The 26572-nt window shown below is 71.4% G+C and carries 13 protein-coding genes; 7 read left to right on the forward strand and 6 right to left on the reverse strand.

Annotated elements, in window-relative coordinates; all coding sequences use genetic code 11:
• The first annotated feature begins 8 nt into the window (after positions 1 to 8).
• A complete protein-coding gene (locus IE145_RS23620) occupies positions 9 to 14822 on the forward strand; it encodes a non-ribosomal peptide synthetase (RefSeq protein WP_229825759.1) in 14814 nt (4937 codons plus the stop codon).
• Between the two features lie 202 nt (positions 14823 to 15024).
• Positions 15025 to 16125, forward strand: coding sequence for an NYN domain-containing protein (locus IE145_RS23625; RefSeq protein WP_229825760.1), 1101 nt, complete (start codon positions 15025 to 15027; stop codon positions 16123 to 16125).
• A gap of 75 nt (positions 16126 to 16200) precedes the next feature.
• Here IE145_RS23625 and IE145_RS23630 read toward each other — a convergent pair whose 3' ends face one another.
• The 4 genes from IE145_RS23630 to IE145_RS23645 all read right to left on the reverse strand — a co-directional run bounded on the left by IE145_RS23630 (position 16201) and on the right by IE145_RS23645 (position 20561).
• Positions 16201 to 17049, reverse strand: coding sequence for an ABC transporter permease (locus IE145_RS23630; protein ID WP_189527453.1), 849 nt, complete (start codon positions 17047 to 17049; stop codon positions 16201 to 16203).
• Between the two features lie 9 nt (positions 17050 to 17058).
• Complete coding sequence (locus IE145_RS23635; protein ID WP_373296624.1) at positions 17059 to 17991, reverse strand: ATP-binding cassette domain-containing protein; 933 nt, start codon at positions 17989 to 17991, stop codon at positions 17059 to 17061.
• A gap of 91 nt (positions 17992 to 18082) precedes the next feature.
• Positions 18083 to 19300 carry an acyltransferase family protein gene (locus IE145_RS23640; protein WP_189527455.1) on the reverse strand — a complete coding sequence of 406 codons (1218 nt, stop codon included), beginning with the start codon at positions 19298 to 19300 and terminating at the stop codon, positions 18083 to 18085.
• A 67-nt stretch (positions 19301 to 19367) separates the two neighbouring features.
• Entirely contained in the window at positions 19368 to 20561 is a 1194-nt protein-coding gene (locus tag IE145_RS23645; RefSeq protein ID WP_189527456.1) for a cytochrome P450 family protein, read from the reverse strand.
• Between the two features lie 340 nt (positions 20562 to 20901).
• On the opposite strand from IE145_RS23645, the gene IE145_RS23650 reads away from it, so the two are divergent.
• Both IE145_RS23650 and IE145_RS23655 read left to right on the forward strand, forming a co-directional pair.
• Positions 20902 to 21840: a methyltransferase gene (locus tag IE145_RS23650; protein WP_229825762.1), complete on the forward strand. Its 939-nt coding sequence runs from the start codon at positions 20902 to 20904 to the stop codon at positions 21838 to 21840.
• A complete protein-coding gene (locus IE145_RS23655) occupies positions 21837 to 23006 on the forward strand; it encodes a tryptophan 2,3-dioxygenase (protein ID WP_189527458.1) in 1170 nt (389 codons plus the stop codon). Before IE145_RS23650 ends, IE145_RS23655 begins: the two co-directional genes overlap by 4 nt.
• A 65-nt stretch (positions 23007 to 23071) precedes the next feature.
• Here IE145_RS23655 and IE145_RS23660 read toward each other — a convergent pair whose 3' ends face one another.
• Positions 23072 to 24310, reverse strand: coding sequence for a sensor histidine kinase (locus tag IE145_RS23660; RefSeq protein ID WP_189527459.1), 1239 nt, complete (start codon positions 24308 to 24310; stop codon positions 23072 to 23074).
• 68 nt (positions 24311 to 24378) lie between these two features.
• Here IE145_RS23660 and IE145_RS23665 point away from each other — a divergent pair, with 68 nt between their 5' ends.
• Positions 24379 to 24915: a hypothetical protein gene (locus IE145_RS23665; RefSeq protein ID WP_229825764.1), complete on the forward strand. Its 537-nt coding sequence runs from the start codon at positions 24379 to 24381 to the stop codon at positions 24913 to 24915.
• 16 nt (positions 24916 to 24931) lie between these two features.
• Here the strand turns inward: IE145_RS23665 and IE145_RS23670 are convergent, their stop codons facing one another.
• Positions 24932 to 25687, reverse strand: a complete 756-nt coding sequence (locus tag IE145_RS23670; RefSeq protein ID WP_189527460.1) for a thioesterase II family protein — start codon at positions 25685 to 25687, stop codon at positions 24932 to 24934.
• Between the two features lie 359 nt (positions 25688 to 26046).
• Here IE145_RS23670 and IE145_RS23675 point away from each other — a divergent pair, with 359 nt between their 5' ends.
• A complete protein-coding gene (locus IE145_RS23675; protein WP_189527461.1) occupies positions 26047 to 26265 on the forward strand; it encodes an MbtH family protein in 219 nt (72 codons plus the stop codon).
• A 25-nt stretch (positions 26266 to 26290) separates the two neighbouring features.
• Entirely contained in the window at positions 26291 to 26542 is a 252-nt protein-coding gene (locus IE145_RS23680; RefSeq protein ID WP_189527462.1) for an acyl carrier protein, read from the forward strand.
• Positions 26543 to 26572 lie beyond the last annotated feature (30 nt).

Consider the following 26572-nt stretch of genomic DNA (forward strand, 5'->3'; position numbering starts at 1 on the left):
ACAGCAAAGTGACAAAGCCGGGGTTCATCGACATCTGGCCGCTGTCGCCGCTTCAGAAGGGCATGCTCTTCCACGCCCTGTACGAGGAGCAGGGTGCGGATGTGTACGTCATCCAGATGGCGTTGGACCTGCGGCGCGCCCTGGACGCGCCGGGGCTGAGGCGGGCCGTGACCGGGGTGCTCGCCCGTCACGACAACCTGCGCGCCTCCTTCCGCAACCGGAAGTCCGGCGAGCCGGTCCAGGCGATCCTGCGCGAGGCGGACCCGGACTGGTCCGAGACCGACATCAGCCATCTGACCGGCGACGAGCGGGCGGCCGAGCTGGAGCGTCTCCTGGAGGAGGACCGCGGCCGCCGGTTCGACCTGACCCGGCCGCCGCTGAGGTTCTCGTTGATCCGGCTCGGCGACGAGGAGTACCGGTTCGTCTTCACCGCGCACCACATCCTGCTGGACGGCTGGTCCATGCCGCTGGTGCTCGGCGAGCTGATGACCCTGTACAACAACGGCGGTGACACCTCGGCGCTGCCGCCGGTCGTCCCGTACAAGGGCTACCTCGGCTGGCTCGCGGAGCAGGACCGGAACGAGGCCGAGCGGGCCTGGAAGCGGGCGCTGGCGGGGACCGGCGGGCCGACGCTGATCGCCCCGGCCGGCTCCTCCGCGGGCCCGGCCCTGCCCGAGACCCTGATCGAGCAGGTCTCCGGCGAGCTGTCGGCGGCGCTGGTGGAGCGGGCCCGCTCCCTCGGACTGACGCTCAACAGCGTCGTGCAGACGGCGTGGGGCATGGTGCTCGGCGGACTGACCGGCCGCGACGACGTGGTGTTCGGCGAGACCGTCTCGGGCCGTCCGCCCGAGCTGGCCGGCTCCGAGAAGATGGTCGGTCTGTTCATCAACACCCTGCCGGTGCGGCTGACGATCGACCGTACGCTCCCGTTCGGCGACCTCGTGCGCCGGCTCCAGGACCAGCAGGCGGAGCTGATCGCCCACAAGCACCTGGGCCTGGCCGAGATCCAGCAGCTCACGGGCGGCGGGCCGCTGTTCGACGCGATCACGATCTTCGCCAACTACCCGATCGACACCGATGCCCTGCAGTCGTCCGCCGACGACATCGGGGCGGTGGCCGCGACGACCGTGGACGCCACGCACTACGCGCTCAACCTGGAGGGGACGGTCCGGGGCGACCGGATGACGGTCCGGCTGGACCACCGGCCCGACCTCTTCCCGCAGGGGGCCGGACGCGAGATCCTCGACCGGCTCCTGCGGCTGCTGGCCGCCTTCGCCGAGAACCCGGACCGGCCCGCGGGCGAGGTGCCGCTCTTCACGGCCGAGGACCGCGAGCGCCTGCTGCCGTCCGCGGCCCCCGCCGTGACTGAGGCCGCGGCGCAGGCCGTACCGTCGGCGGCCGTCGCGGATTCCGGGGCGTCCGGCGAACCGCGCGACGAGCACGAGGCGCTGCTGTGCCGGCTGTTCGCCGAGGTGCTCGGCACCGAACGGGTCTCGGTCCACGACAGCTTCTTCGAACTCGGCGGCGACAGCATCAGCTCGATCCAGCTGGCGCACCGGGCCCGGAAGGAAGGCGTCGCGCTGAGCCTGCGCGAGATCTTCGAGCACCGGACCGTCGCCCGCCTCGCCGCCCTCGGGGGCGTCGCGCAGCCCGCGCCGGTGGCCGCGGACGACGGCACCGGCCCCCTGGCGCTCACCCCGATCATGCACTGGCAGCAGGGCCTGGGCGGTCCCGTCGACGCCTTCAACCAGACCATGACGGTGCCGGTCCCGGCCGGGCTGGACGAGACGAAGGTGCGGGCCGCCGTACAGGCCCTGCTCGACCACCACGACGCGTTGCGCATGCGGCTGGAGCGCGGTCCGGACGGCGGCTGGGCGCTGCAGATCGCCGAACGCGGCGCCGTCCCGGCCGAGGACTGCGTCCGCCGGGCCGAGGCGGCCGACGGGGCGGCGGCCGAGGCGCAGGTGCGCGCGGCCATGGAGCGCCTCGCCCCCGGGGACGGCCGGATGGTCCAGGCCGTCTGGTTCGACGCCGGTGCGCGGCAGGAGGGCCGGATCGCCCTGGTGGTCCACCACCTGGCCGTCGACGGTGTGTCCTGGCGCATCCTGCTCCCGGACCTCCAGGCGGCTCTCGCCGCGCTGTCGGCCGGCGACGAGGTGAAGCTGGAGCCGGCCGGGACATCGCTGCGGCGGTGGTCGCAGGTGCTGGGGCGCGAGGCCCTGTCCGAGCGCCGGACCGAGGAGCTGGAGCTGTGGCGTTCGGTGCTCCGGACGCCCGATCCGCTGCTGACGGAACGCCCCCTGGACTCCTCCCGCGATGTGGTCGGCGTCGCACGCCAGCTGACGATGTCGCTGCCGGCCGAGGTGACCGACGAGCTGCTGGGCCGGGTGCCGGCGCGGTTCAACGCCGGTCCGGACGAGGCGATGCTGACCGCGCTGGCCATGGCGGTCGCCCGCTGGCGGCGGGAGCGGGGGCGCGGCGAGGACTCCGCGCTGCTGGTGGGCCTGGAGGGCCACGGCCGTGAGGAGTTCCTCGACGACATCGATCTGACGCGTACGGTCGGCTGGTTCACGAGCCTGTACCCGGTGGCGGTGGATCCGGGAACCGACGGGCCCGAGCTGTGGTCCGGCGGCCCGGCTCTGGGCGCCGCGTTCAAGGCGGTCAAGGAGCAGCTGCGGGCGATCCCGGACAAGGGGATCGGCTACGGCATGCTGCGCCACCTCAACCCCGCCACGGGCCCGGAACTCGCGGAGCACGCGGAGCCGCAGGTCGGCTTCAACTACCTGGGCCGGATGGGCGGGGCGGACACCGAGGAGGCCGCGGAAACCGCCGCCGGCGCGGTGCGCGTACGCGATCTCACCGGGGCGGGCGACGCGGCGATGCCGCTGGCGTACGCCCTGGAGCTCAACGCGGCGGCCGTGGACTACCCGGAGGGGCCGCGGCTCGTCGCGTCCTGGACCTGGTCCGGCGAACTGCTCGGCGAGGACGAGGTCGAGCGGGTCGCCCGGTACTGGTTCGAGGCGCTGGAGGCGCTGGCCGGGCACGCCGCCCGTCCGGACGCCGGCGGTCTCACCCCGTCCGACCTGCCGCTGGTGACCGTGGACCAGGCCGAGATCGACCGGATCGAGTCCGGGGCCGGGACCGCGGGCGTGGCGGACATCCTGCCGCTCTCGCCCCTTCAGGAGGGCCTGCACTTCCACGGCCTGTTCGACGAGACGGCCTCGGACGTCTACACGATCCAGACGATCCTCGAACTCCGGGGCGAGGTCGAGGCGCCCGCCCTGCACGCGGCGGCCCGGAGCCTGCTGGCCCGCCACGACAACCTCCGCGCGTACTTCGTCGAGGGCCAAGCCGGCCGGCCGCTGCAGGTCGTGCCGCGCGAGGCCGGGCTCCCGTGGTCCGAGGAGGACCTCGGCCACCTGGACTCGGACGACGCCGCCGCCCGCTTGCGGTCCCTGCTCGCCGCCGACAGGGCGGCACGCTTCGATCTCGCCGAGCCCCCGCTGCTCCGCTGCATGCTGGTCCGGTTGGGGGAGGGTCGGCACCGCTTCGTCCTGACGGTCCACCACATCGTGCTGGACGGCTGGTCGATGCCGCTGCTCGTCAGGGAGCTCTTCGAGCTCTACGGGCTCCACCGGAGCGGTGGCGACCCCGGTGCGCTCCGTCCCGTCACGCCGTACCGGGACTATCTCGGCTGGCTGGCCGACCAGGACCGTACGGCCTCCGAGGAGGCCTGGCGGCGGGCGTTGGACGGCATCGAGGAGGTCACCATCCTCGCTCCGGACGCCACGGGCAGCGCGCCGGCGGTTCCCGAGCGCTGGAGCGTGGAGGTTCCGCAGGAGCTGTCGCGGGAGCTGATCGCGGCAGCACGGCAGCACGGCTTGACGGCCAACACCCTGGTACAAGGCGCGTGGGGGCTGACGCTCTGTGCCCTGACGGGCCGCGACGACGTCGTGTTCGGCAACACCGTCTCCGGCCGCCCGCCGGAGCTCGGCGACGTGGAGAACATGATCGGCCTGTTCATCAACACCCTGCCCGTGAGGCTGACCATCGCACCGGGCCTCTCGCTGGCCGGGCTGTTCCAGCGTCTCCAGGAGCAGCAGACGGGGCTCATGGCGCACCAGTACCTGGGCCTCGCCGACGTGCAGCGGCTGGCCGGGACCGGCGAGCTGTTCGACACCCTGGTGGTCTTCGAGAACTATCCGGTGGAGGCCGAGCCGCTGCGCCGGTCGGCGCAGGAACTGGGCGTGGTCGACGCCGAGGTCCGCGACGCGGTCCACTACCCGCTGGCGCTGCTGGCGACCCAGCGCGGGGAACGGATGACCGTGGACTGGTCCTACCGTCCCGACCTGCTGGAGCCGAGTGAGGTCCGCACGATCTCCGAGCGCTTCCTGAGCGTGCTGAGAGCGTTCGCGGACGACGCGTCGCGGCCGGTGGCCGGGCTGGACCTGCTCACCGGAGCCGAGCGGCAGCGTGTGCTCGTGGAATGGAACGACACCGCCGCCGAGGCCCCGGACCGGTCGGTGACCGAAGCGTTCGAGGCCCAGGTGGCCAGGAGCCCGAAGGCGACCGCCCTCATCGATGAGGACGAGGAGCTGTCGTACGCGGAGCTCAACGCACGCGCGAACCGGATGGCCCACTGGCTCCTGGAGCGCGGTGCTGGGCCCGAGCGGTTCGTGGCCGTGAAGTTGCCGCGTTCGGCCGGCCTGCTGGTGGCGCTGCTCGCCGTGCTCAAGACGGGAGCGGCCTATGTGCCGGTCGACCCCACGCTCCCGGCCGACCGGATCGCCTACCAGCTCCAGGACGCCGACCCGGTCCTGACCCTGACCGAGCAGGAGCTCGCGGGCGCGGAGCTGGACGCGTACCCGGCCACCGACCCGAAACTGCCGAGGCTCGCGACGCAGGCCGCGTACGTCATCTACACCTCGGGTTCCACCGGACGGCCGAAGGGCGTCGTGGTGCCCTCGGGTGCGATGGCCAACCTGCTGGAGGCCGTCCAGGAACATGTGCGGCTGACGCCCGCGGACCGGCTGGCCGCGGTGGCCACGGTCGGTTTCGACATCGCCGTGATGGAGCTCTACCTTCCGCTGCTCAACGGCGCGGCCGTGGTGCTCGCGGGGCCGGACACGGTGAAGGACCCCGAGGAACTGGCCGGTCTCATCGCGCGGACCGGCGCGACCGTGATGGAGGCCCCGCCGAGCCTGTGGCACGTCCTGGAAGGCGCCGTGCCGCACGCGCTGCGCGGTCTGCGCAAGGTCACCGCGGGCGAAGCCCTGACGGCCGACCTCGCTCAGCGTCTGTGTGCGCTGGGAGGCACCCTGACGAACCTGTACGGCCCCACCGAGACGACGGTCTACTCGACCGGCACCGACATCGACGGTACCCACGTCACGATCGGCGGCCCCCTCGCCAACACCCGGGTCCACGTCCTGGACGCGGCCCTGCGACCGGTCCTGCCGGGCGTGGCCGGCGAGTTGTACATCGCGGGTGCCGGACTGGCCCGCGGCTATCATCACCGCCCCGCTCTGTCGGCGGAGCGGTTCGTGGCCGATCCGTACGGGCCCGCGGGTTCCCGTATGTACCGTACGGGCGATCTGGTGCGCTGGACCGAGGACGGGCGGCTGAGCTACCTCGGCCGCACCGATTTCCAAGTCAAACTGCGCGGTTTCCGCATCGAACTCGGCGAGATCGAGGAGGCCTTGAACGCTCACGTCGACGTCGGCCGCGCGGTCGTGAGCGTCCGGGAGGACCGCCCCGGTGACAAGCGCCTGGTCGCCCACGTGACACCGGCCGGGGGACGTTCGGCGGACCCGGCCGTGCTGCGCGCGCACCTGGGCGAGGCGCTGCCGCACTACATGGTGCCGTCGGCGTACGTCGTGCTGGAACAGCTGCCGCTGACCCCCAACGGCAAGGTGGACCGCAAGGCCCTGCCCGCCCCCGAGACCGCAGGGGCCGTCGGCGGCCGAGCCGCGCGCACGGACGCCGAGGAGGCGCTGGCGGAACTGTTTGCCGAGTTGCTCGGTGTGGAGCGGGTCGGGATCGACGAGAGCTTCTTCGAGCTCGGCGGCGACAGCATTCTGACCATCCAACTGGTCACTCGTGCTCGCGGGGCCGGATTCACGTTCAGCCCGCGCGATGTGTTCGCGTACAAGACAGTGGAGGCCCTCGTGGCAGCAGTGGACGCGGCGGAGGAACCGGCGGCCCGGCCCGCGACCGGGACGGCCGACGGCGTCGGTGACGTACCGGTGACTCCGATCATCGACTGGCTGCGTGAACTGGGCGGCTCGGTGGACCAGTTCAACCAGACCATGTCACTGCCGGCTCCCGTGGGACTCACCGGCGAACTGGTGACGGAGGCCGTTCAGGCCGTCCTGGATCACCACGATGCCCTGCGGATGACCTTGACCCGGATCGGCGGGAACATCGCCTGGTCACTGGAGACCGCCCCGCCCGGCGCCGTCCGGGCCGAGGACTGCCTGCGCCGGGTCGATCTCGGCGTACTGGTGCGGGCCGGAGCGTCCGAGGCCGATCTGGACGAGGAGGGAGCACGGGTCACGGCGGAGGAACAGGCGCTGCTGGACCCCGACTCCGGAAAGATGCTCCGGTTCATCTGGTTCGACATGGGCCCGGACGCCCCGGGGCAGCTGACGGTGATCGCCCACCACCTGGTGGTGGACGGAGTGTCCTGGCGCATCCTCATACCGGACTTCCAGGCAGCTTTCGCGGCCCTGCTCAAGGGCCATCCGATCGAGCTGGAACCGGTCGGCACCTCCTTCAGGCGCTGGGCCCAGCATCTGAACGCAGCCGCCGCGGAGCCCGCGCGGCTCCAGGAGCTGGCCCTGTGGAGCGAGGCTCTCGCCGCCGAGGACACGCAGCTCGCCGACCGTCCGCTGGACCCGGCCCAGGACACGGTCGGCACGGCGTCGGTGCTCAGCGTCAGCCTTCCGCCGGCGGTTACGGAACCGCTGCTCGGCCGGGTACCCACCGCCTTCAAGGCGGGGATCAACGACGTGCTGCTGACGGCGCTCGCCATCGCCGTGCGCGACTGGCGCGGCCGGCAGGGCCGCGGCGACGCCCCGTCCGTCCTCGTCGACCTGGAGGGCCACGGCCGCGAGGAGATCATCGACGGTGTCGACCTGTCGCGCACGGTCGGCTGGTTCACCAGCAAGTACCCGGTGCTGCTGGACCCGGGCGAGCTGCCCGCCGACGAGCTGTTCGGCGGCGGGCCGGCTGTCGGCACCGCGCTCAAGCGGATCAAGGAACAGCTGCGCGCCATTCCTGACAACGGCATCGGCTACGGGCTGCTGCGCCATCTGAACCCGCAGACCGCCCGGGTCCTGGCCAGGTGCCCGGAGCCGCAGATCGGCTTCAACTACCTGGGCAGGCTCGGCGCCGCCGAGCCGTCGGAGGACCCCACCCGCGCCACCGTGCAGGACCTTTCGGGCGTCGCCGAGACCGCGATGGTCCTGCCGCACCTCCTGGACATCAACGCACGTACCGTCACGCGCCCGGACGGCCACTGGCTGGCCGTCTCCTGGACCTGGCCCAAGGCGCTGTTCTCCGAGGAGGCGATCCACGACCTGTCCCAGGCGTGGTTCACGGCGCTGAAGTCGCTGGTCGCCCATGTCGAGGGCGTCCCGGAGGTGGCTCTCAGCCCCTCGGACCTTCCGCTGGTGAACGTCACCCAGGACGAGATCGAGACGCTGGAAGCCGCTCACCCCGGGCTTCTGGACGTGCTGCCGCTCGCGCCCCTCCAGGAGGGCCTGCTGTTCCACGCCCTGTACGACGAGGGCGGTCCGGACGTCTACAGCCTTCAGACCGTCCTGGACCTTCGGGGCGAACTGGACCCGGCCGCTCTTCAGGACGCCGCCCGCGCGGTGCTCGGCCGGCACGACATCCTGCGTGCGGGCTTCCGCCCGGGATCGTCCGGCCAGTCCCTCCAGGTCATTCCGCGTGAGGTCCAGCTGCCGTGGACCGAGGTGGACCTGAGCGGGTCCGGACCGGCGGAGCGCGAAGCGGCGCTCGACCGGCTGACCGCCGACGACGTCACCCGGCCCTTCGACGTCGTCCGGCCGCCCCTGCTGCGGTTCACCCTGATCCGGCTCGGCGAGGAGGAGCACCGGCTGCTCTTCACGCACCACCACATCCTGCTCGACGGCTGGTCGGCCCCGCTCGTGATGGGTGAGCTCTTCGAGCTCTACGGGCGCCGCGGGGACGTCTCCGCGCTGCCCGCCGTGGTGCCCTACCGCGACTACCTCGGATGGCTGGCCGGGCAGGACCGCGCGGCCGCCGAGGAGGCCTGGCGGACCGTCCTGGACGGGCTGGAAGAGCCGACGCTGATCACCCCCTCGGGCACGGGCCGCAACCCCGTGCGGTCCGCGTCCTGGGAGGTGGGGCTCTCGCCGGAGACCACCGCGGCCCTCACCGCCCAGGCCCGCCGCCACGGGCTGACGCGGAACACCGTGGTGCAGGGCGCGTGGGCGCTGCTGCTCGGCGGGATCACCGGCCGGGACGACGTGGTGTTCGGCGAGACCGTGAGCGGCCGGCCGGCCGAACTGCCGGGCGTGGAGTCCATGGTCGGCCTGTTCATCAACACCCTGCCCGTGCGCGTCCGGATCGAGCAGGGGGACAGCCTGCTGAGCCTGCTGGACCGGTTGCAGAACCAGCAGCTCGACCTGTTGCCGCACAAGTACGTGGGCCTCGCCGACATCCAGCGGCTCGCCGGTTTCCGTGAACTCTTCGACACCGCGACCGTCTTCGAGAACTTCCCGGTGGACGCGAACGGCCTCCAGGAGTCCTCGCAGGGGCTCGGCGTCGTCGACGCGCGGCTGGAGGAGGCCACCCACTTCGCGCTGGGCCTGTCCACCGCGGACAACGCCCACTCGCTCGGGCTGAACGTCACCTACCGGCCCGACCTCTTCACCGAGGACGACGCGCGGGAGTTCGGCGAGCGGCTGGTACGGATCCTGTCGGCCTTCGCGGACGACCCCGAGCAGCGGATCGGAGGCATCGGCGTCCTCTCCGCCGATGAGCACCACCGGGTGCTGGTGGAGTGGAACGAGACCGGGCACGAGGTGCCGGCCGCGACCTTCCCCGCCCTGTTCGAGGCCGCCGTCGCCGCATGGCCGCAGCGCACCGCCGTGATCGCGGACGACCGGAAGCTGACCTACGCCGAGCTGGACGAGCAGGCCAACCGCTGGGCGAACCTGCTGATCGGACGCGGTGTCGGCCCGGAGGACCGGGTCGTCGTCGCCGTGCCCCGGTCCCCGCTGTGGCTCGCGGTCACCCTGGGCGTCCTCAAGGCGGGCGCGGTCTACGTGCCCGTGGACCCGGACGGCCCCGCCGAACGCCTCGCCCACCTGCTTGCGGACGTACATCCGGCCCTGGTGCTGGTCACCGAGGGCGGCGCGGAACTTCCGCTGTCGCCCGGCACGGCCGCGCCCCTGCCGGTGGACTCCGCGCAGACCGCGGCGGCGCTGGCCCGGGCGGCCGCCACCGCCCCCCGTGACGCGGACCGGGTGCGTCCGCTCGCCCCCGCCAACGCCGCGTACGCCATCTACACCTCGGGCACCACCGGCCGTCCCAAGGGCGTCGTGGTCACCCATGCCGGCTTCGCCGATCTGGCGGCCTCGCACGCCGGGAACCTGGGCGTCGAACCGGATTCCCGGGTGCTCCAGCTGATCGCGCCCAGCTTCGACGTCTCGGTGGCGGACCTGTCGATGACCCTGCTGAGCGGAGCGGCTCTCGTTCTGCCCGACGGCAACGGCCAGCCCGTCGGTGACGAGCTGACCGCGTTGATCCAGCAGAGCGCCGCCACCCATCTCCAGCTCGCGGCGGGCACGCTGGGTACCCTGCCGCCCGACGCCCTGCCGAGTCTGCGGACCCTGGTGACCGGGGGCGAGCCGTGCTCGCCGGAGCAGATCGCGCTCTGGTCCGCGGGCCGCCGGATGATCAACGCGTACGGTCCGACCGAGACCATGGTGTGCGCCACGATGAGCAGCCCGCTGTCGGGCGCCGTCCAGCCGCCCATCGGCCGGCCGCTGCGCAACCGCCAGGTGTACGTGCTCGACGGGCATCTGCGGCTCGTTCCGCCGGGCGTGCCCGGGGAGCTGTACATCGCCGGAGCCGGGCTCGCCCGCGGCTATCTGGACCGGGCCGCGCTGACGTCGGAGCGGTTCGTCGCCAACCCCTTCGGCCCGCCGGGCGGGCGCTTCTACCGGACCGGTGACGTCGTGCGCTGGACCGCCGACGGCGAGCTGGAGTACGTCGGCCGGACCGACGGCCAGGTGAAGATCCGCGGCTACCGCGTCGAGCTCGGCGAGATCGAGGCCGTCATCGGCGCGCGTGCCGACGTCGAGCAGGTCGTGGTGCAGGCCCGGGACAGCGCGCACGCCGGCCGCAGGCTCGTCGCCTATGTGGTGCCCGCGGCGGGGTCCCGCTTCGACGGGCAGGCCGTCCGCGACGCCGTCGCGGCGCAGCTGCCCGAGTACATGGTCCCGGCCGCGGTCATGGAGCTGTCCGCGATACCGCTGACAGGCCCCGGCAAGATCGACCACCGGGCCCTGCCGGAACCCGTGTTCCCCGGTGCGTCCGAGGGCCGGGCCCCGCGTGACGAGCGGGAGGAGACGCTCAGCGCCCTGTTCGGCGAAGTGCTCGGTCTCCCGCCGGTCGGCATCGACCACAGCTTCTTCGACCTCGGCGGGCACTCCCTGCTCGCCACGCGGCTGGTCAACCGGGTCCGTTCCGTCTTCGCCGTGGAGCTGCCGGTGCGGGCCGTCTTCGACGCGCCGACCGTCGCGACCCTGGCCGAGCGCATCGAAGGGGCCGCCGCGGCCCGCCCGGCGCTGGGACCCGTCGAGCGGCCGGACGAGATCCCGCTGTCCTACGCACAGCGCCGCCTGTGGTTCATGGACCGTACGGGCAACGGCGACGGGCGCTACAACATCCTGCTGTCGGTGAGGCTGCTGGGCGACCTGGACACCGGTGCGCTGCGGTCGGCGCTGGCGGACGTGGTGGCCCGGCACGAGAGCCTGCGTACCGTCTTCCCGGTCGACGAGGGCGTGCCCCGTCAGCGGATCCTCGCCCCGCAGGAGTCGGCCGTGCCGCTGACCGTCGAGGAGGCGGGCCCGGACGGGCTGGACGCGGCCCTGGCGGCCGCCGCCGCCAAGGGCTTCGACCTCGCGGCCGAACTGCCGCTGCGCGGCCACCTGTGGCAGCTCGCCGGACGCGAGCACGTCCTGCTGCTGGTCCTCCACCACATCGCGAGCGACGGCTCCTCGATGGCCCCGCTCGCCCGGGACCTGGGCGCCGCGTACGAGGCCCGGGTCACGGGCAAGTCACCCGAATTCGCCCCGCTGCCCGTGCAGTACGCCGACTACACGCTCTGGCAGCGGGCGGGGCTCGGTGACGAGGAGGACCCGGACAGCGCCATCTCCCGGCAGCTCGCGTACTGGCGTGCGGCCCTGGCGGAGCTGCCGGAGGAGCTGAGCCTGCCGTACGACCGCGCGCGTTCGGCCGAGTCGGGCAACCGCAGCGGGGAGGTCGCGCTGCCGCTGACCGCCGAACAGGTCGACGCCGTCGTGAGTTTCGCCCGGACGTCGGGCGTCAGCCTCTTCATGGTCGTCCAGGCGGCGGTGTCTGCCCTGCTGCACCGGCTCGGCGCGGGGACGGACATCCCGCTGGGCTCGGTGGTGGCCGGACGGACCGACGAGGCGCTCGACCAGCTCGTGGGCTTCTTCGTCAACACGCTCGTGCTGCGTACGGACCTCTCCGGGGACCCGGACTTCGCGGAGCTGGTGCGGCGGGTCCGGGCCGGCAACCTGGAGGCGTACGGCAACCAGGAAGTGCCCTTCGAGCGGGTGGTCGAGGAGCTGGCCCCGGTGCGGGTGGCGAACCGCAACCCGCTCTTCCAGACGGCCGTCAGTTACCAGAACAACGAGGAGGCGACGCTGGAGCTGCCGCGCCTCACCCTGGCGCCCCAGCCCCTCGGCTCGGACGTCGCCAAGTTCGACCTCTCGTTCAACTTCGAGGAGGAGCGCGGCGCCGACGGTGCCGTCACCGGTCTCGGCGGCGTCATCGAGTACAACAGCGCCCTGTTCGATGCCGCCACCGTGCGGTCCTTCGCGGACCGGCTGGTGCGGCTGCTCACCGAGGCGGTGCTCCACCCCGACCGGCCGCTCAGCCACTGCGAAGTGATGTCGCCGGCCGAGCGGAAGCTGTTGCTGGAGGAGGTCAACGACACCCGCCGGGAGGTGCCCGAGGGGACGATCGCCGACCTGTTCGAGGCCCAGGCCGCCCGGACCCCGGAGGCCGTCGCGATCGTCGGGAACGGCACGGCACTGAGCTACGCCGCCCTCGACGCCCGCGCCAACCGCCTGGCGAACCATCTCATCGCGACCGGCGTCCGGCCGGGCTCCGCCGTCGCCGTCCTCCAGGAGCGGTCGGTCGACCTGGTGGTCTCCCTGCTGGCCGTGGCCAAGACGGGCGCGGCGTACGTACCGCTGGACTCCCGCTACCCGGCGCCGCGACTGGAGCTGATCGTCGAGGAGACCGGGTGCCACACCCTGCTCACCGACCGGGCCGGCGCGGCGACGGAGTTCCGCCACGGGGCGCGGACGGTGGTGGTCGACGAGGACCCCGCCGTCCCGTCGGCGGACGCGAGCCTTCCGGACGTGCGGCGGCGCGCGGACGAACTGGCGCTGATCATCTACACCTCCGGCTCCACCGGAGCGCCCAAGGGGATCGGCGTCACCCACCGCGACGTGGTGGCCATGGCCAACGACGAGCACTGGCGGACCGGGCACGAGAGGCTGCTGGTCCACTCGCCGCAGGCCTTCGACGCCCTGTCGTACGAACTCTGGGCCGGCCTGCTGGGCGGCAACCAGCTGGTGGTCGCCCCGCCCGGGCGGATGGACGCCGAGGTGCTGCGTGGCCTGGTGGCCGAACACGGTCTGACCGCCATGTTCCTGACCACCGCCCTCTTCAACCTCCTGGCGGAGGAGGAGCCCGAGTCCTTCACGGGCATGAGCACGGTCCTCACGGGCGGCGAACAGGTGTCGCCCACCGCGATCCAGCGGGTCCTGGACGCCTGCCCGGAGACCGAGGTGGCGCACGTCTACGGCCCGACCGAGACCACGACGTACGCCACGCGGTACGGGATGCGCTCGCCGTACCGCGTGGGCCGGACCGTGCCGATCGGCCGGCCGCTGGACAACATGCGCGCCTACGTGTTCGACGACCGGCTGCGGCCCGTACCGCCGCAGGTCGCCGGTGAGCTCTACATCGCCGGTACCGGGGTGACCCGGGGCTATGTGGGCAGGCCCGGACTGACGGCCGAGCGGTTCGTCGCGGATCCCTACGGTCCGCCCGGCAGCCGGATGTACCGGACGGGGGACGTGGCCCGCTGGGACACCTCGGGACAGCTCGAATTCGTCGGCAGGGCCGACCAGCAGGTGAAGATCCGCGGTCTGCGGATCGAGCTCGGCGAGATCGAGGCCGCGCTGGACGCGCAGCCGGAGGTCGCCCAGGCCGTGGTGGTGGTCCGCGAGGAGGAGAGCGGCGGCAGGCATCTGGTCGCCTATGTGGTGCCGGCCGCCGGGACCGCGTCGCTCGACACCGCCGTCCTGAAGAAGGCGGTCACGGCGAATCTGCCCGACTACATGGCGCCCACCGCCTTCGTCGTCCTCGACACCCTGCCGCTCAACACCAACGGAAAGGTGGACCGCAAGGCGCTGCCCGCACCCGAGCTGAAGACGCGGGCCGGTGGCCGGGGGCCGCGCAACCCGAAGGAGGAGCTGCTGTGCCAGATCTTCGCCGAGGTGCTCAAGCTGGCGCAGGTCGGCATCGACGACAGCTTCTTCGAACTGGGCGGTGACAGCATCGTCTCCATCCAGCTGACCAGCCGGATCAGGTCGGTCTTCGGTATCGAGCTGTCCAACCAGAGCATCTTCCAGGCGCCCACCGTGGCCGGTCTCGCGGAGCTGATCGGCGTCGGGTCCAAGGAGCAGGGCGCCGGCTTCGAGGTCATGCTGCCGCTGCGCGCCGGGGGAGAGCGGCCCCCGATCTTCTGCCTGCACCCGGTGGGCGGCGTGGGCTGGATGTACACCGGGCTGATGCGGCACCTGCACCGCGACTACCCGCTCTACGCCGTCCAGGCCAGGGGCCTCGCCGAGGAGGAGCCGCTGCCGGAGACGGTCCCGGAGATGGCGGCCGACTACCTGGCCCGGATCCAGGAGGTCCAGCCGTCCGGCCCGTACCACCTGCTGGGCTGGTCGATGGGCGCGCTGCTGGCCCAGGAGATCGCCGTACAGCTCCAGCGGCAGGGGGAGGAGGTCGCCCTCCTGGTCAACCTCGACCAGCCCCCCATGACCGAGGAGATGATCGGCGGCGGATTCGTCGCCGCCGACGACCAGAAGGTCCTCGCCGCGCTGCTCGACTTCGTCGGCCGGGACCCGGGCATGTTCGGCGACGGGCCGCTCGACCACGCCGAGGTGATGAAGGTGCTGCGGGAGGAGGGCAGCGCGCTCGCGACCTTCGACGAGCGCCAGATCCTGCGCATCGGCGAGGTGACCAACAACAACTGGAGTCTCTCGGTGGGCTATGTGCCTCCGGTGTACGACGGTGACCTGCTGCTCATCGCGGCCACCGAATCGGAGGACCCCGCGTACGGGGTCGAGCACACGGTGGAGAAGATCGCGCCGCACATCGGCGGCCGGGTCGAGGTGGCCCGGATCGGCTGCGAGCACCGGCAGCTGCTCCAGCCGGGGCCGGTGGCGGAGATCGCCCGGGTGCTGCGCGAGAAGCTGCGCGCACTGGAGGCCTGAGACCGGCCCGAGCACCTGCGGAGGCCCTGACCGGGACGGTGGCTCCCGGACCGCTTCGGCGGTCCGGGAGCCACTGCCGTTGTGACCGGAACCGCTCCCGGGCTCTACCGATCGGCAGATGCGGCGGAGGGGGCATGGCCGGGATTCTTGGACAGACGTCAACAGACGCCGCATTCGCGGGGTGAGGAAGAGGAAGTCCGCCATGGCGAAATCGGCCAGTGAAGAGCGAATCCGGGAGAACCACACCCATCCGGCGACCCGCGGCTCCTGGTGGGCGAGATGGCCGGAGTGGTCCACCTACCTGGCGGTGGCGTGGTCGGTCCTCTACGGGCTCGCCGGACTCTACTGGGCGATGGGCGGCGAAGGCTATCCCTTCGAGAAGACGATCGAGGACCGTTCCTCGGTGTCGATCCTGGAACCCAGCCGGGCCGAGGTCGTCGCCCCGCTGATCGCGCTGTTCTGCGCCGCGGGCGTGGTGGCCGGCGTCCTGATGCTGCGGAACCGGGCCATCGGGCGGTCCCGCAAGGCGGTCCTGGCGGTCGGCTGGGTCACGGCCTGTGTGCTGGCCTTCCTGATCCCCGACTACTCGCTGCTGGGCCTGCTCGCGTTCTCGCCCGTCCTGGTGGTGTTCCTCTTCACCGGGGTGCCGGGACAGCAGGACCTGGGCGACATCGTCTACTGGCACCGCGGGAACCTGATCATCGTCTTCATCGGCGGACTGCTGTGGGCGGCGGCGACGATCGCGTACCAGCGGCGCAGCAGCAACCAGTGCGAGCACTGCGGGCGGGGCGCGAAGGCCGCCGGGGCGTGGACCGAGCCGGCGGCGGCGCTGCGGTGGGGCCGCTGGGCCGTGTGGGTGTCGGTGCTGTCGACCCTCCCCTATGACATCACCCGTCTCGCCTGGTACTTCGGCTGGCCGCTCGGGATCCCGGACGACTTCCTCAAGGACATGGAGGAGACGCCCGGCATGATGGAGATGGGGCTGGCGCTGGCCATCGTGTCCACGCTGGGAAGCCTGCTGTCCCACGGGCTGGTGAGCCGCTGGGGCGAGGTGTGGCCGCGCTGGGTCTGGTTCAAGAAGGGCAGGAGGATCCACCCGGCCACCGCGATCGTGCCCGCCTCGATCGTCGCCGTGGTGCTCATCCCGGGCGGGCTGATGAACATCCGCGCGGTCGAGGCCGACGAGTGGGGGGCCGCGGGGCCGGGCATCTTCTGGGTGCTGTGGGGAGCGGCGCTGGGCGCGGCGACCTTCTCGTACTACCTGCGGCGCCGCACCCAGTGCAAGTACTGCCACCAGGGATGACGCGGCGCGACTGAGGCAGAACCGCGGGTGGGCCCGGAACCGACCGGTTCCGGGCCCACCCGCGGTTGCGGTGGTTCAGGCGGACCGGCGGAAGCTCCTGATCGCCAGGGGCGCGGCGATGGCCACGATCACCGCGCAGATGCCGAGCGGAGCGAGCAGCGTGCCGGCGTCGATCTCACCCATGCTCAGGTCGCGCGCGGCCGTGATGGCCTGCGACATGGGGTTGACGGAGGCGAACGTCCGCAGCCAGCCCGGCAGGCCCTCGACCGGGACGAAGGCGTTCGAGGCGAACAGCAGCACCAGGTTGAGGATGCCTCCGATCGGCTGGAGTGCTTCCGGGCGGCGCAGCCATGCGGACATGGCCATGAAGACCCAGCCCAGCGACCAGCTCAGGGCCATGGCGATCGCCAGGCAGCCGGCCGCGCCCAGGATCCCGCCGGCCGGGTCGAACCCGAAGACGAGGGCGCCGGCCACCAGTAGCGCCAGCATGTTGACGCCGGCGAGCGCGGTGTCGGCGATGCTGCGGCCGACCAGCACGGACCCGGTGTGGATGGGCATAGACCGGAACCGGGCGATGATCCCGTTGTTCATCTCGGTGGTCAGTGCGACACCGGACTTGAGGCCCGCGCTCACCGCGCTGGTGACGAGGAAGGCGGGCAGCAGGAAGTCGATGTAGCTGACGCCGGCTGGGAAGGCGGAAGTCTGGGAGACGCTCTTGAACACCTGGCTGAACACGGTCAGCATCAGGATGGGTTCCAGTACGCCGGGCAGGACCATGGCGGGATCCCGCAGCACCCGCAGGGACCGGCCGGACAGCACGGAGATCTGCCGCAGGACGCTCGACCCCTGATAGCGCGGCGCGGCGGGCTCGGCTTCATCGATTGCCGGGCGGCCTTCGGCCGCCTGTTCGGTGACGGTGCTCATCGGACTTCCCTACCTGTCAGCGCTGGAGTGGTTCAGGGCCATGTACACGTCGTCGAGCGTCGGTTCCGCGTAGGCGAGCCCGGCGATGTCGGCGCCCGCCTCGTCGGTGGCCCGTACGACCGTGGCGATCTCCGTGGAGTCGTGTACGGGCACGATGAGCACCAGGCCGTCCTCGTCGTCGGGTGCGGGATCGAGCCCGGACCGGCGCAGGGCCTCGGTGGTGCGGAGCACGGCCTCGTCGGTGCGCAGGGTGACGCTCACATTCCGGGACCCCGCCCGGCCCTTGAGCTCCTCGGCGGTGCCGGAGGCGACGATCCGGCCCTTGGCGAGCACGGTGATCGAGTCGGCGAGGTAGTCCGCCTCGTCGAGGTACTGGGTGGTCAGGAGAACGGTCGCACCGTCCTTGACCAGCCGCTCGACCACCTGCCAGAGGCCGCGCCTGGCCACCGGGTCGAGCCCGGTGGTCGGCTCGTCCAGGAAGAGCACGTCCGGCCGCCCGACCAGGCTGGCCGCCAGGTCGAGCCGCCGGCGCATGCCACCGGAGTAGGTCTTCGCGCGCCTGCGGGCCGCGTCGCTCAGCTGGAAGATCTCCAGCAGTTCGTCGGCGCGGGCGGCCGCATCGGCCCGCCCGGCGCCGAGCAGCCGGGCGATGAGGACCAGGTTGTCCCGGCCGGAGAGCGTTTCGTCGACGGCCGCGTACTGGCCCGTCAGGCCGATGCGACGGCGGACCTCCACGCCGTCGCCGACCACATCGAACCCGGCCACCCGTGCGTGGCCCCGGGACGGCCGCAGCAGGGTGCTCAGGATGTTGACGAGTGTCGTCTTACCGGCCCCGTTGTGGCCGAGGAGCCCGAGAACGGACCCCTTCTGCACACTCAGGCTCACATCGTCCAGCGCTGCCACCGACCCGAAGGTCTTGCTGAGACCGGCGACTTCGATCACTGCATCCACACGCTTGTCCTTCGTTCGGCCGTCCTTCACAAGGGGGTCCGCTCAATCGAACAGCAAGGAGGCGAGGAGCAGCGCGCCAGTGTCAATTCTTCAAATCGGCCGTCGGCTCCAGTGCCGGTCCGTCAGCCGGTCCGTCCGCAGGTCCGTCGGCCGGTCCGGTCCGATGCGCCCCGACCGGGGTTCTGGGACGGGACTTGCCGATCCGGCGCGAGACCGGGCGCTCGAAGCCGTGGCACAGGACCCAGGCCACGGCGATGGACAGCACATAGGTCAGGGCGATCATGCCGAGCGCCTGGAGCAGCGGCCAGGTGCGCTCCGCCCTGCCGATCGGCCCGAAGATGATCACGAGGGTGTGGGTCAGGTAGAAGGCGAAGGCCAGTTCGCCCAGCCGGACCATGGTCCGGCGCTGGAAGAAGGTGCGCTCTCCCGCGAGGTCGGAGGCCGCCGCGGAGGTCACGATGAGCGCCAGCGGGATCGTGGTGGGCAGCACCAGACCGAAGGTGCCGGGCAGCCACAGGCTGCACAGGTAACCGGGCACGACCGTCAGGAGCGCCACCCCGAGGGGGATCCGTATCCACCGGCCGGTCTGCAGGATCCGGGCCATGACGATGCCCAGGACGAAGTCCAGCATGCGGGTGGCCGGATGGTTGAAGACCGTCCACTGCTGGTCCCAGGACGCGTTGATGAACGGGGTCTCGGGGGCGGCGGAGACCACCAGATGGGCGACGACCGCGACCGCGGCGATTCCCGCCACCACCGATCCCGCCGACAGCCAGAGCCACCGCGCGGGAATCCTGCGGATCACCCGGTACAGCAGGGGGAACGACAGATAGAAGAGCAGCTCGACGCTGAGTGACCAACTGGGCCCGTTGACACCCCAGAAGACGACCTCGTCCGACGTCCACGCCTGGACCAGGAAGAGCGACGGCAGGGTGTCGCCCCACGTCGGGTCCATGCCGCGCTCGGTCAGCAGGAGCACCGCGGCCAGGCACACCAGGAGGTGGGAGGGGAAGATCCTCGCCAGCCGGCGGCGCCAGAAGCTCGTCGGGCGGTCGTCCTCGCGGGCCGTCCAGGCCAGGATGAATCCGCTCAGCATGAAGAAGAAGCCGACGCTGACGAACCCGATCTTCCCTAAGTACTCGTTGAGGTTCTCGTTGAGCGCCTGATCGGTGAAGACGCCGACCTGGACGATGTGCAGGACGAACACGGCCGTCGACGATACGCACCGCATGCCGACGAGGGAGGGCAGAAGCGATCTGCCGCGCTGTGGGCGCTGCTCCGCGTGGCGCAGGGAGGACATGGGGGGAAACCGTTCTCTCGTGAGGGGACAGGGGGAAGCGAAAGCGAAAAGGGAGAACCGCCCGGCCTCAGTCGCCGGGGGTCCAGCGCACGGGCAGCCGGCGCACACCGCGGATGAGCATTCCGGAGACCCAGGGAAGCTCCGCCGGATCGGCGTCGAGCTCCAGATTCGGACAGCGTTCCAGCAACGCGCGGATGGCGATCTGCGCCTCCATCCGGGCGAGCGGCGCACCCATGCAGTAGTGGATGCCGTGCCCGAAGGCCAGATGTCCGCGGGGGTCCCGCCGGATATCGAACTCGGCGGGCGCGTCGAACCGTTCGGGGTCGCGATTGGCCGCGTTGAGTCCGACGAGCACGTACGCGTGACGCGGAATGACCACGCCGCCGATTTCCACCGGCTCGGTCGTGATCCGGTCCGTGGCGGTCTCGACGGCGCCGTCGAAACGGAGCATCTCCTCGACAGCGTTGTCGAGAAGCGACGGGTCGGCCCGGAGGGCGGCCATCTGGGCCGGGTTGTCCAGCAGCGCGCGGACACCGTTGGAGATCAGGTTGATCGTCGTCTCGTGACCGGCGATGAGCAGGAGGAAGCACATGCCGAGGAGTTCGTCGTTCGAGAGCCGGTCGTCCTCGTCGGTCATGCCCACCAACGCGCTCAGCAGGTCGTCGCCCGGGTTCACGCGCTTGTCCTCGGCCAGCTTCACCAGGTAGGTCGCGACCTTCTGCGCCGCGAGCGCCTCGGCCATGGGGCTGGTGGGGGTCATCAGCTCCGTGGACCAGGCGTGGAAGGTGTCGACGTCCTCGGTCGGCACCCCGAGCAGCTGGAAGATCACCGTGATCGGCAGCGGGAAGGCGAGCGCCTTGACGAGGTCGGCCCGGTGGTCGGGGGCCGCCAGCATGGCGTCGAGCAGATCACCGGTGACCCGCTCGATACCGGGCCGCAGCGCCTCGATCCGGCGCCCGGTGAATTCCCGGACCACGAGTTTACGCAGCCGGGTGTGGCGGGGTGGGTCGCTCTGGAGCATATTGCTGAAGGAACCGGCGCCGGGCTCCTCCCCGAGCAGTATCGGAAGCGGTTTCTTGCTGAGCCGGGCGTCCATCAGCGCCTCACGCGCCTCCTGATGTCCGACGATCAGCCAGACCTCCTGTCCGTCAGGGGTCCTGACTTTGTGTACGGGGCCGCGCGCCCGCAGCTCTTCGTAGACCGGGTACGGATCGATCGTGAATTTCGAACCCTCCACGCCCAGATCGATTACTTCAGCCATGAGTGGCACAACTTTTCTGTCGGACTGCAAATGGACTGCAAGAACCCTAAGCAGCCCCATCCGGCCCGGACGTGCGCGCATTGATTTTCTTGAATTAACTTCGGCGAATTGGCTGAATGTATCGATCGAGTTGAGCAAACTTGTCTATCGAAATCTTCGCTACAGCCTTCTGTGACCAGGCTCGGCACGGCCATGCTGGCCTCGTTCGCCGCTCAGGCATGCGCATATCGGACCGTGCAGCACTGATGGCTGGGCGTCTGAAAGCTACCGAGGGGAACCGATGCCTTCCAGCAGTCTCGATCGCGCCATGTTCGGATTGTTCTCGACGCATGCTCTGCATTTGGCCGACAAGCACGGTGTCTTCGCCCGGCTGCTGGCCGAGGGGCCGGCCACCCCGGCGGCCGTCGCCGCCGCCCGGGGGATCGACGAGGAGACCCTGGAGCGGCTGCTGCTGGTCCTGGCGTCGGTGTCGGTGGTCGAACGGGGCGCCGACGGCACGTACCGCGTCGCGGAGGGGCTCGGCCCCTTCCTCGACACCGAAAGCCCCCGCTACATCGGCGACTTCGTGCGCCACCTGGTCACGAACACGACGGGGCAGCTGGACCGGCTCGACGACTACCTGACGCGCGGCAAGGCCGTCGCGGACGCGGGCCGGCCGACGCCGTTCGACACGATCTACCGGGACGAGCAGGCCACCCGCGAGTTCCTCGACGCCATGTGGAACCTGAGCTTCGGGGTGTCCGAGGAGCTGGTACGGCTCGCCGGACTCGACGACGTCCGGCGGCTGGTGGACGTGGGCGGCGCCAGCGGCGCGTTCGCGGTGGCGGCACTGAACCGGTACCCGGAGCTGAACGTCACGGTCTTCGATCTCCCGGAGGTCGGCCCCTTCCTGGAGCAGACCCGGGGGGAGCAGGGTCTCGACGACCGCCTCGCCTTCGCCGGCGGCGACTTCTTCCGCGACCCGCTGCCCGCCGCGGACTGTCTCTCCTTCGGCTACATCCTCTCCGACTGGGACGACAAGACCTGCGTCGAACTGCTCCGCAAGGCGTACGACGCCTGTGCCGACGGAGGCCGGGTCCTGCTGATGGAGCGTCTCTTCGACGAGGACGGCGGCCCGTTGGCGACGGCGGTGATGAACCTCTCCATGCATGTGGAGACCGAGGGGCGGCACCGCACGGCGGCCGAGTACGAGGGACTGCTGCGGGACGCCGGCTTCGCGGACTGCTCCGTGCACCGCTCGACCTGGGACAAGCACCTGGTCGTCGGGAGGAAGGCATGACCACGGCGCCGGCCCTCGCCACGGAACGCTTTCTGACCGCCCAGCAGCGGGAGGTCGCGCGGTTGCAGCGGATGCGCGGCCGCGCCTGCCTGGAGCCCGCGGAGGCGGACGCCCTCGCGGCCCTGCACGACTCCCTCCTCCCCGACCCGGGCGGCGCCGACGAGGCCACCGCGCTGCTGACCCGGTCGGTCAGCCGCGAGCTGGAGATACCCGAGTACTACCGCTACACCTGCCTGCACGTCTACGGCTGGTTCCTCGACTTCTTCCCCGACGACCCCGTCGCCGGGGCGCTGCTGGCTCTGCACACCACCCTGACCGACCTGCTGGAGGTGGAGCGCGCGGCGTGGGTGGCGGGTACGGAGCCGGAGTGCGGCGACGAGCGGATCAAGCGCCTGGACCACGCGACCGTGGCCGTCCGCGCCACCGTCGTCAACCATCTCCTCCAGGTCCGGATCGGGGACCTCGTCGACCGGGCCGCGGCCGATCCGGAGCTGGCCCGCCGCACCGCGCTGCTTGCCGAGTGCACCCGGTTCCCGCGCTCCGACCGGCACGAGGAGAACGTCTTCCTGCGCGCGGTCCAGTGCTGCGAGACCCTGTTCTTCCTGATCCGCAGGCTCTCGGTGGAAACGACCGCGAACAAGGACGAGTTCCCGGCGCGGGCCGCCGCCCGGCTGGAGCTCGCCGTCGTCTGCGCCGGCCTGCTCAACGACGTCTTCGGCGTGCTGCGGACCATGACCCCGGAAGGCTTCATGACCTTCCGGGACTTCACCGGTGCCGCCAGCGCCGTCCAGTCGCTGAATTACCACACGATGGAGATCTCGGTCTACGGGTACGACCCGCGCAAGGCCGAGGTGTTCAAGGCCGTGGACCACCTGGAAGTGCTCAACGACGACCGGGTCCGGGCCCACCGTCCGCTGTCGGCCTCCCTCGCCGATACGGCCGACCCGCGGCTCCGGAAGGGCTGGGCCGAGCTGGACAGGGCGCTGGCCAAATGGCGCGGCGGGCACTACCGGTTCGCCCGGACCTACCTCCCCTCGGACACGCCCGCCTCCGGCGGCACCGACGGGGCGGCCTATGTGAAGCGGTTCGTCAAGAAGGACGCCTGCGTGGCCGGCGCCGACCCGTTCGGCGGACTACCGCTCCTCTCCGGCTTCCTCTACCGATGAGAGGACCGGGCGCATGGACGGGCGGCCCGGGCGCTCCGGCGAGGCGGCCGGGCGCTCGTCCCCCCTCACGCCCGCGCCGGTGTCCCGTGCAGCGGCAGGAGCGCCAGGACCCGCCAGCCGTCGTCGCCGTAGGGGCCCGCGGTGAACTCCCCGCCGAGCACGGCGATCCGCTCGGTGAGGGCCAGCAGGCCCGTGCCCCCGCCGGACCGGTTCCCGCCGAAGCCGGCGGGGCCGATGGCCTGTGCGCTGTTCCTGACCTCGACGACCAGGGACCGGTCCCGGCCGTCACCGGCGATGCGCACCGAGACGCGTACCGCCGTGGTGGACGCCGCGTGCCTCCGTACGTTGGTGAGCGCCTCCACCACCGTCCGGTGCGCGGTCTCCGCCACCTCCCGGGGCACCTCCGCGATCGCCTCGTCGGTGAGCGCGCATTCGTAGCCGACCTCGGTGTAGCCGGAGGTCGTGAACCGCTGGACCAGGTCGGCGATGTCACGCACCCCGTACGGAGCGGAACGCACGTCCCCCGCACCCGCGGACGAGCCGTCCGCGCCGGAGGTGTTGAGCATCGAGACGGTGCGGTCGAGCGAGGCCAGCGCCTGGAGCCCGGCGGCCTCGATACGTTCGAGGAGCGGCAACACCTGCTCGTGCCGGCCGGCGCCGCCCACCACCTGCGCGGCCTGGGCGAGGACGACGATCCCCGAGACGTCGTGCGCCACGAAGTCGTGCAGATCGGCGGCGAGTTGGGCGCGCTGGGCCTTGCGCGCCTCGTGCACCGAGCGCGTACGTCGCGAGTCCAGCGACCTCAGATAGCCGCCGACCACGGCCGCGCCCCCGCCGACCAGCATGAACATCGCGCTCTGCCCGAGCGTCTGCGCGACGGTCGGGGGGATCTCGAGACGCAGCAGTACGGTCGACTCGCTGAGGGCCAGCGCGCTGCCCAGCGGCAACGCCCGGCGGGGCGGCTCGAAGCGCACGACCATGAAGATCATGAGCAGCGACACGGTGATCTCGACCAGCGCCATCAGCCCGGCGTGCCCCTCCGACCTGGAGGGGCGCCCGATCAGGGTGCCGAGCGCGGTGACCACGGCGACCGTGGCCGCCGCCGGAGCGAGCGCCGGCCGCGCCTGCGGCCACCAGCCCAGCACCGTGAAGGTGACCACGACCGTCACGGCCATCGGTACGACGGTCTTCCAGCCCGCGTCGGTCCAGGTGAACACGGCCGCGAGCAGGGCGAGTACGGACACGGCCGTGCACGCGGCCCGGGCAGCCCCGGCGGGCAGGCCGCGATGTGGATTCAGGAGCATTACCCGGAGTGTAATCAGCCGTGTGCCGCCGCGTGCGGTCCGCCCGCTGACGGATCGGAGAGCATGAGATGAGCACGGGTGAACGAACCGGCATGGACCGTCTGCTGCCCCACTGGCACTTCAGGGAGGTGCACACCCTGGCGGTGCCGGCGGACCAGGAGACGGTGATGTCCGCCGTCTACGAGGCCGTCTGGTCGGAAGCACCGCTCGCTCGCGCCCTGATGGCGGTGACGGGCGCGGACGTGTCGGCCCAACGGCGCATCGTCACCGACTCGTTGAGCGCCATGGGTGAGGTGATCCCCTCCGGCGGCGACGAATTCCTCTTCGCCGGCATCCAGGCGCTGGACGACATTCCCCGGCCGGAGGGGACCACCGCCGAGCTGGTGGAGCGGTGCACGGAGCCCGGGATCGTCAAGGTCGGGATGAACGTCCGGTTCGCCGGGGGAGTGCTCAGCACGGAGACCCGGGTGCTGGCCACGGACGAACGGACCCGCCGCAGGTTCCGCCCCTACTGGCTGTTCATCCGGTTCGGGAGCGGTCTCACCCGGCAGTCCATGCTGCGCGCGATCCGCGCCCGGGCCCTGCGGCAGACGGCCGTGGGCTGACGGGACCGCTCGCTCCTCAGCCGCTCCGGACGGTGTGCAGCGCGGTCAGCCGCTCGGGCAGCCGCGCCCACACCTGAGGTGTGTAGAAGTGCCCGCCCGGCAGCCGGTCGACTGCGAACGGCCCCTTGGCCAGGGGGCGCCAGCTCTCCGCGGCCCGGGCGTCGACCACGTCCCCCTCGCCGTGGAGGACCTGCATCGGCGCGGCCACCGTCGCGCCCGCCGGGTGCCGGTAGGTGTCGACGACCCGCAGATCGGCACGGAAGACCTCCACGGCCATCTGCCGCAGTTCCGGCTCGGCGAGCACCGCCGACGACGCCTGGCCGACCCCGCCCATCCAGGTCAGCAGCTCCTCGTCGCTGTCGCCCGAGGACGGTGAGATCCCGCGTGTCTCGGCCACCAGGGCCGGGGAGACCGCCGCCGACACGATCAGGGCGCTCGGCGGCCGGTCGCCCTCCTCGCTCCTCTCCAGCCGGCGGGCGAGATCGAAGGCGACCCAGGCGCCCATGCTGTGGCCCGCCAGGAGATAGGGCCTCTCGCCGAGGGAGCGCACGGCCGCCAGCGCGTCCCGCATGAGCTCTTCCCAGTCGGCGGCGAAGGGGACGGTGAACCGCCCTTCCCGTCCCGGATAGCAGTACAGCGCCAACTCCACGTCGGGCGGCAGCACTTCGGCCCAGGGGCGGAAGGCTGCCGTGCCCCCGCCGGCGAAGCTGACGCACAGCAGGGTCCGTCCGGCACGCGGACGGGGCAGGGGACGGAACAGTGACGCCGGCATCAGGACTCCCTGCGGGGGCGGTGGAGGGGGCAGGTGGACCGTACCGCCGCCGAGGGCCCCGGGCCCCGGGCCCCGAGAATTTCTTGATGACCGGAAGTGGCCCTGGGTGGCGGCCTGTGCGACGTAGGTGACCGAAGTCGGCCGGGAACGGCCCACGAGTGCGACGAATGCCCCTTTCCTACCCGATGTCGGCGGCGGGGAGGGGGTGGCCGAAAGTCTGGCAACTCCTTATTCAATATTTCTCATTGGAATCTCTCAAACGCGCGCGGAGATCACTCCCCGAGGTCTCTTGCCGCAACGAATCCCCGGTGCATAAGGTCGAGCCGAATTGGACGAGAGTGCCAGGAAGGGGAGACTCGATGGCGAATCCATTCGAGGATGACAACGCCGAATACTTCGTGCTGGTGAACGAAGAGGGGCAGTATTCGATCTGGCCCGCTTTTGCCGAGGTTCCGGCGGGCTGGAACGTGGCGCACGGCGCGGCCGGGCGGCAGGAATGCCTCGACCACGTCAACGAGCACTGGGTCGACATGCGCCCCCGCAGCCTCGTGGCCGCGATGGCCGCCGACGCTTCCTGACAAAACAACCGACTGAGGAGAGAGCATGCCGACCATCACCGACGAGCGCCGGGCCATCATCAGAGAAATCATCTGCGACATTCTCGAACTTGAGGACGACGAGGTGACCGACACGAGTCTCTTTATCGATGACCACGGCGCGGACTCGCTCCGTGCGATCGAAATCCTCGCCTCCCTGGAGAAGGAGTTCGGCATCACCATCGAGCAGTCCGAACTGAGCGAGATGGTCAACCTCGAGCGCGTGTACAAGGTCGTGGCCGAGGCCCCCGGCCGCTGACCGGCCCCCAGCCCGCGACTGACATGGGAG

The sequence above is a fragment of the Streptomyces sindenensis genome, from assembly GCF_014649035.1.
Classification (GTDB): Bacteria; Actinomycetota; Actinomycetes; order Streptomycetales; family Streptomycetaceae; genus Streptomyces; species Streptomyces sindenensis.

Excerpts from the sequence above, each read along its gene's own strand:
- IE145_RS23680 (WP_189527462.1), top strand. The coding sequence starts at position 26,291 with ATGCCGACCATCACCGACGAGCGCCGGGCCATCATCAGAGAAATCATC.
- IE145_RS23630 (WP_189527453.1), bottom strand. The coding sequence starts at position 17,049 with ATGAGCACCGTCACCGAACAGGCGGCCGAAGGCCGCCCGGCAATCGAT.
- IE145_RS23665 (WP_229825764.1), top strand. The coding sequence starts at position 24,379 with ATGAGCACGGGTGAACGAACCGGCATGGACCGTCTGCTGCCCCACTGG.
- IE145_RS23675 (WP_189527461.1), top strand. The coding sequence starts at position 26,047 with ATGGCGAATCCATTCGAGGATGACAACGCCGAATACTTCGTGCTGGTG.
- IE145_RS23655 (WP_189527458.1), top strand. The coding sequence starts at position 21,837 with ATGACCACGGCGCCGGCCCTCGCCACGGAACGCTTTCTGACCGCCCAG.
- IE145_RS23625 (WP_229825760.1), top strand. The coding sequence starts at position 15,025 with ATGGCGAAATCGGCCAGTGAAGAGCGAATCCGGGAGAACCACACCCAT.
- IE145_RS23670 (WP_189527460.1), bottom strand. The coding sequence starts at position 25,687 with ATGCCGGCGTCACTGTTCCGTCCCCTGCCCCGTCCGCGTGCCGGACGG.
- IE145_RS23660 (WP_189527459.1), bottom strand. The coding sequence starts at position 24,310 with ATGCTCCTGAATCCACATCGCGGCCTGCCCGCCGGGGCTGCCCGGGCC.
- IE145_RS23645 (WP_189527456.1), bottom strand. The coding sequence starts at position 20,561 with ATGGCTGAAGTAATCGATCTGGGCGTGGAGGGTTCGAAATTCACGATC.
- IE145_RS23640 (WP_189527455.1), bottom strand. The coding sequence starts at position 19,300 with ATGTCCTCCCTGCGCCACGCGGAGCAGCGCCCACAGCGCGGCAGATCG.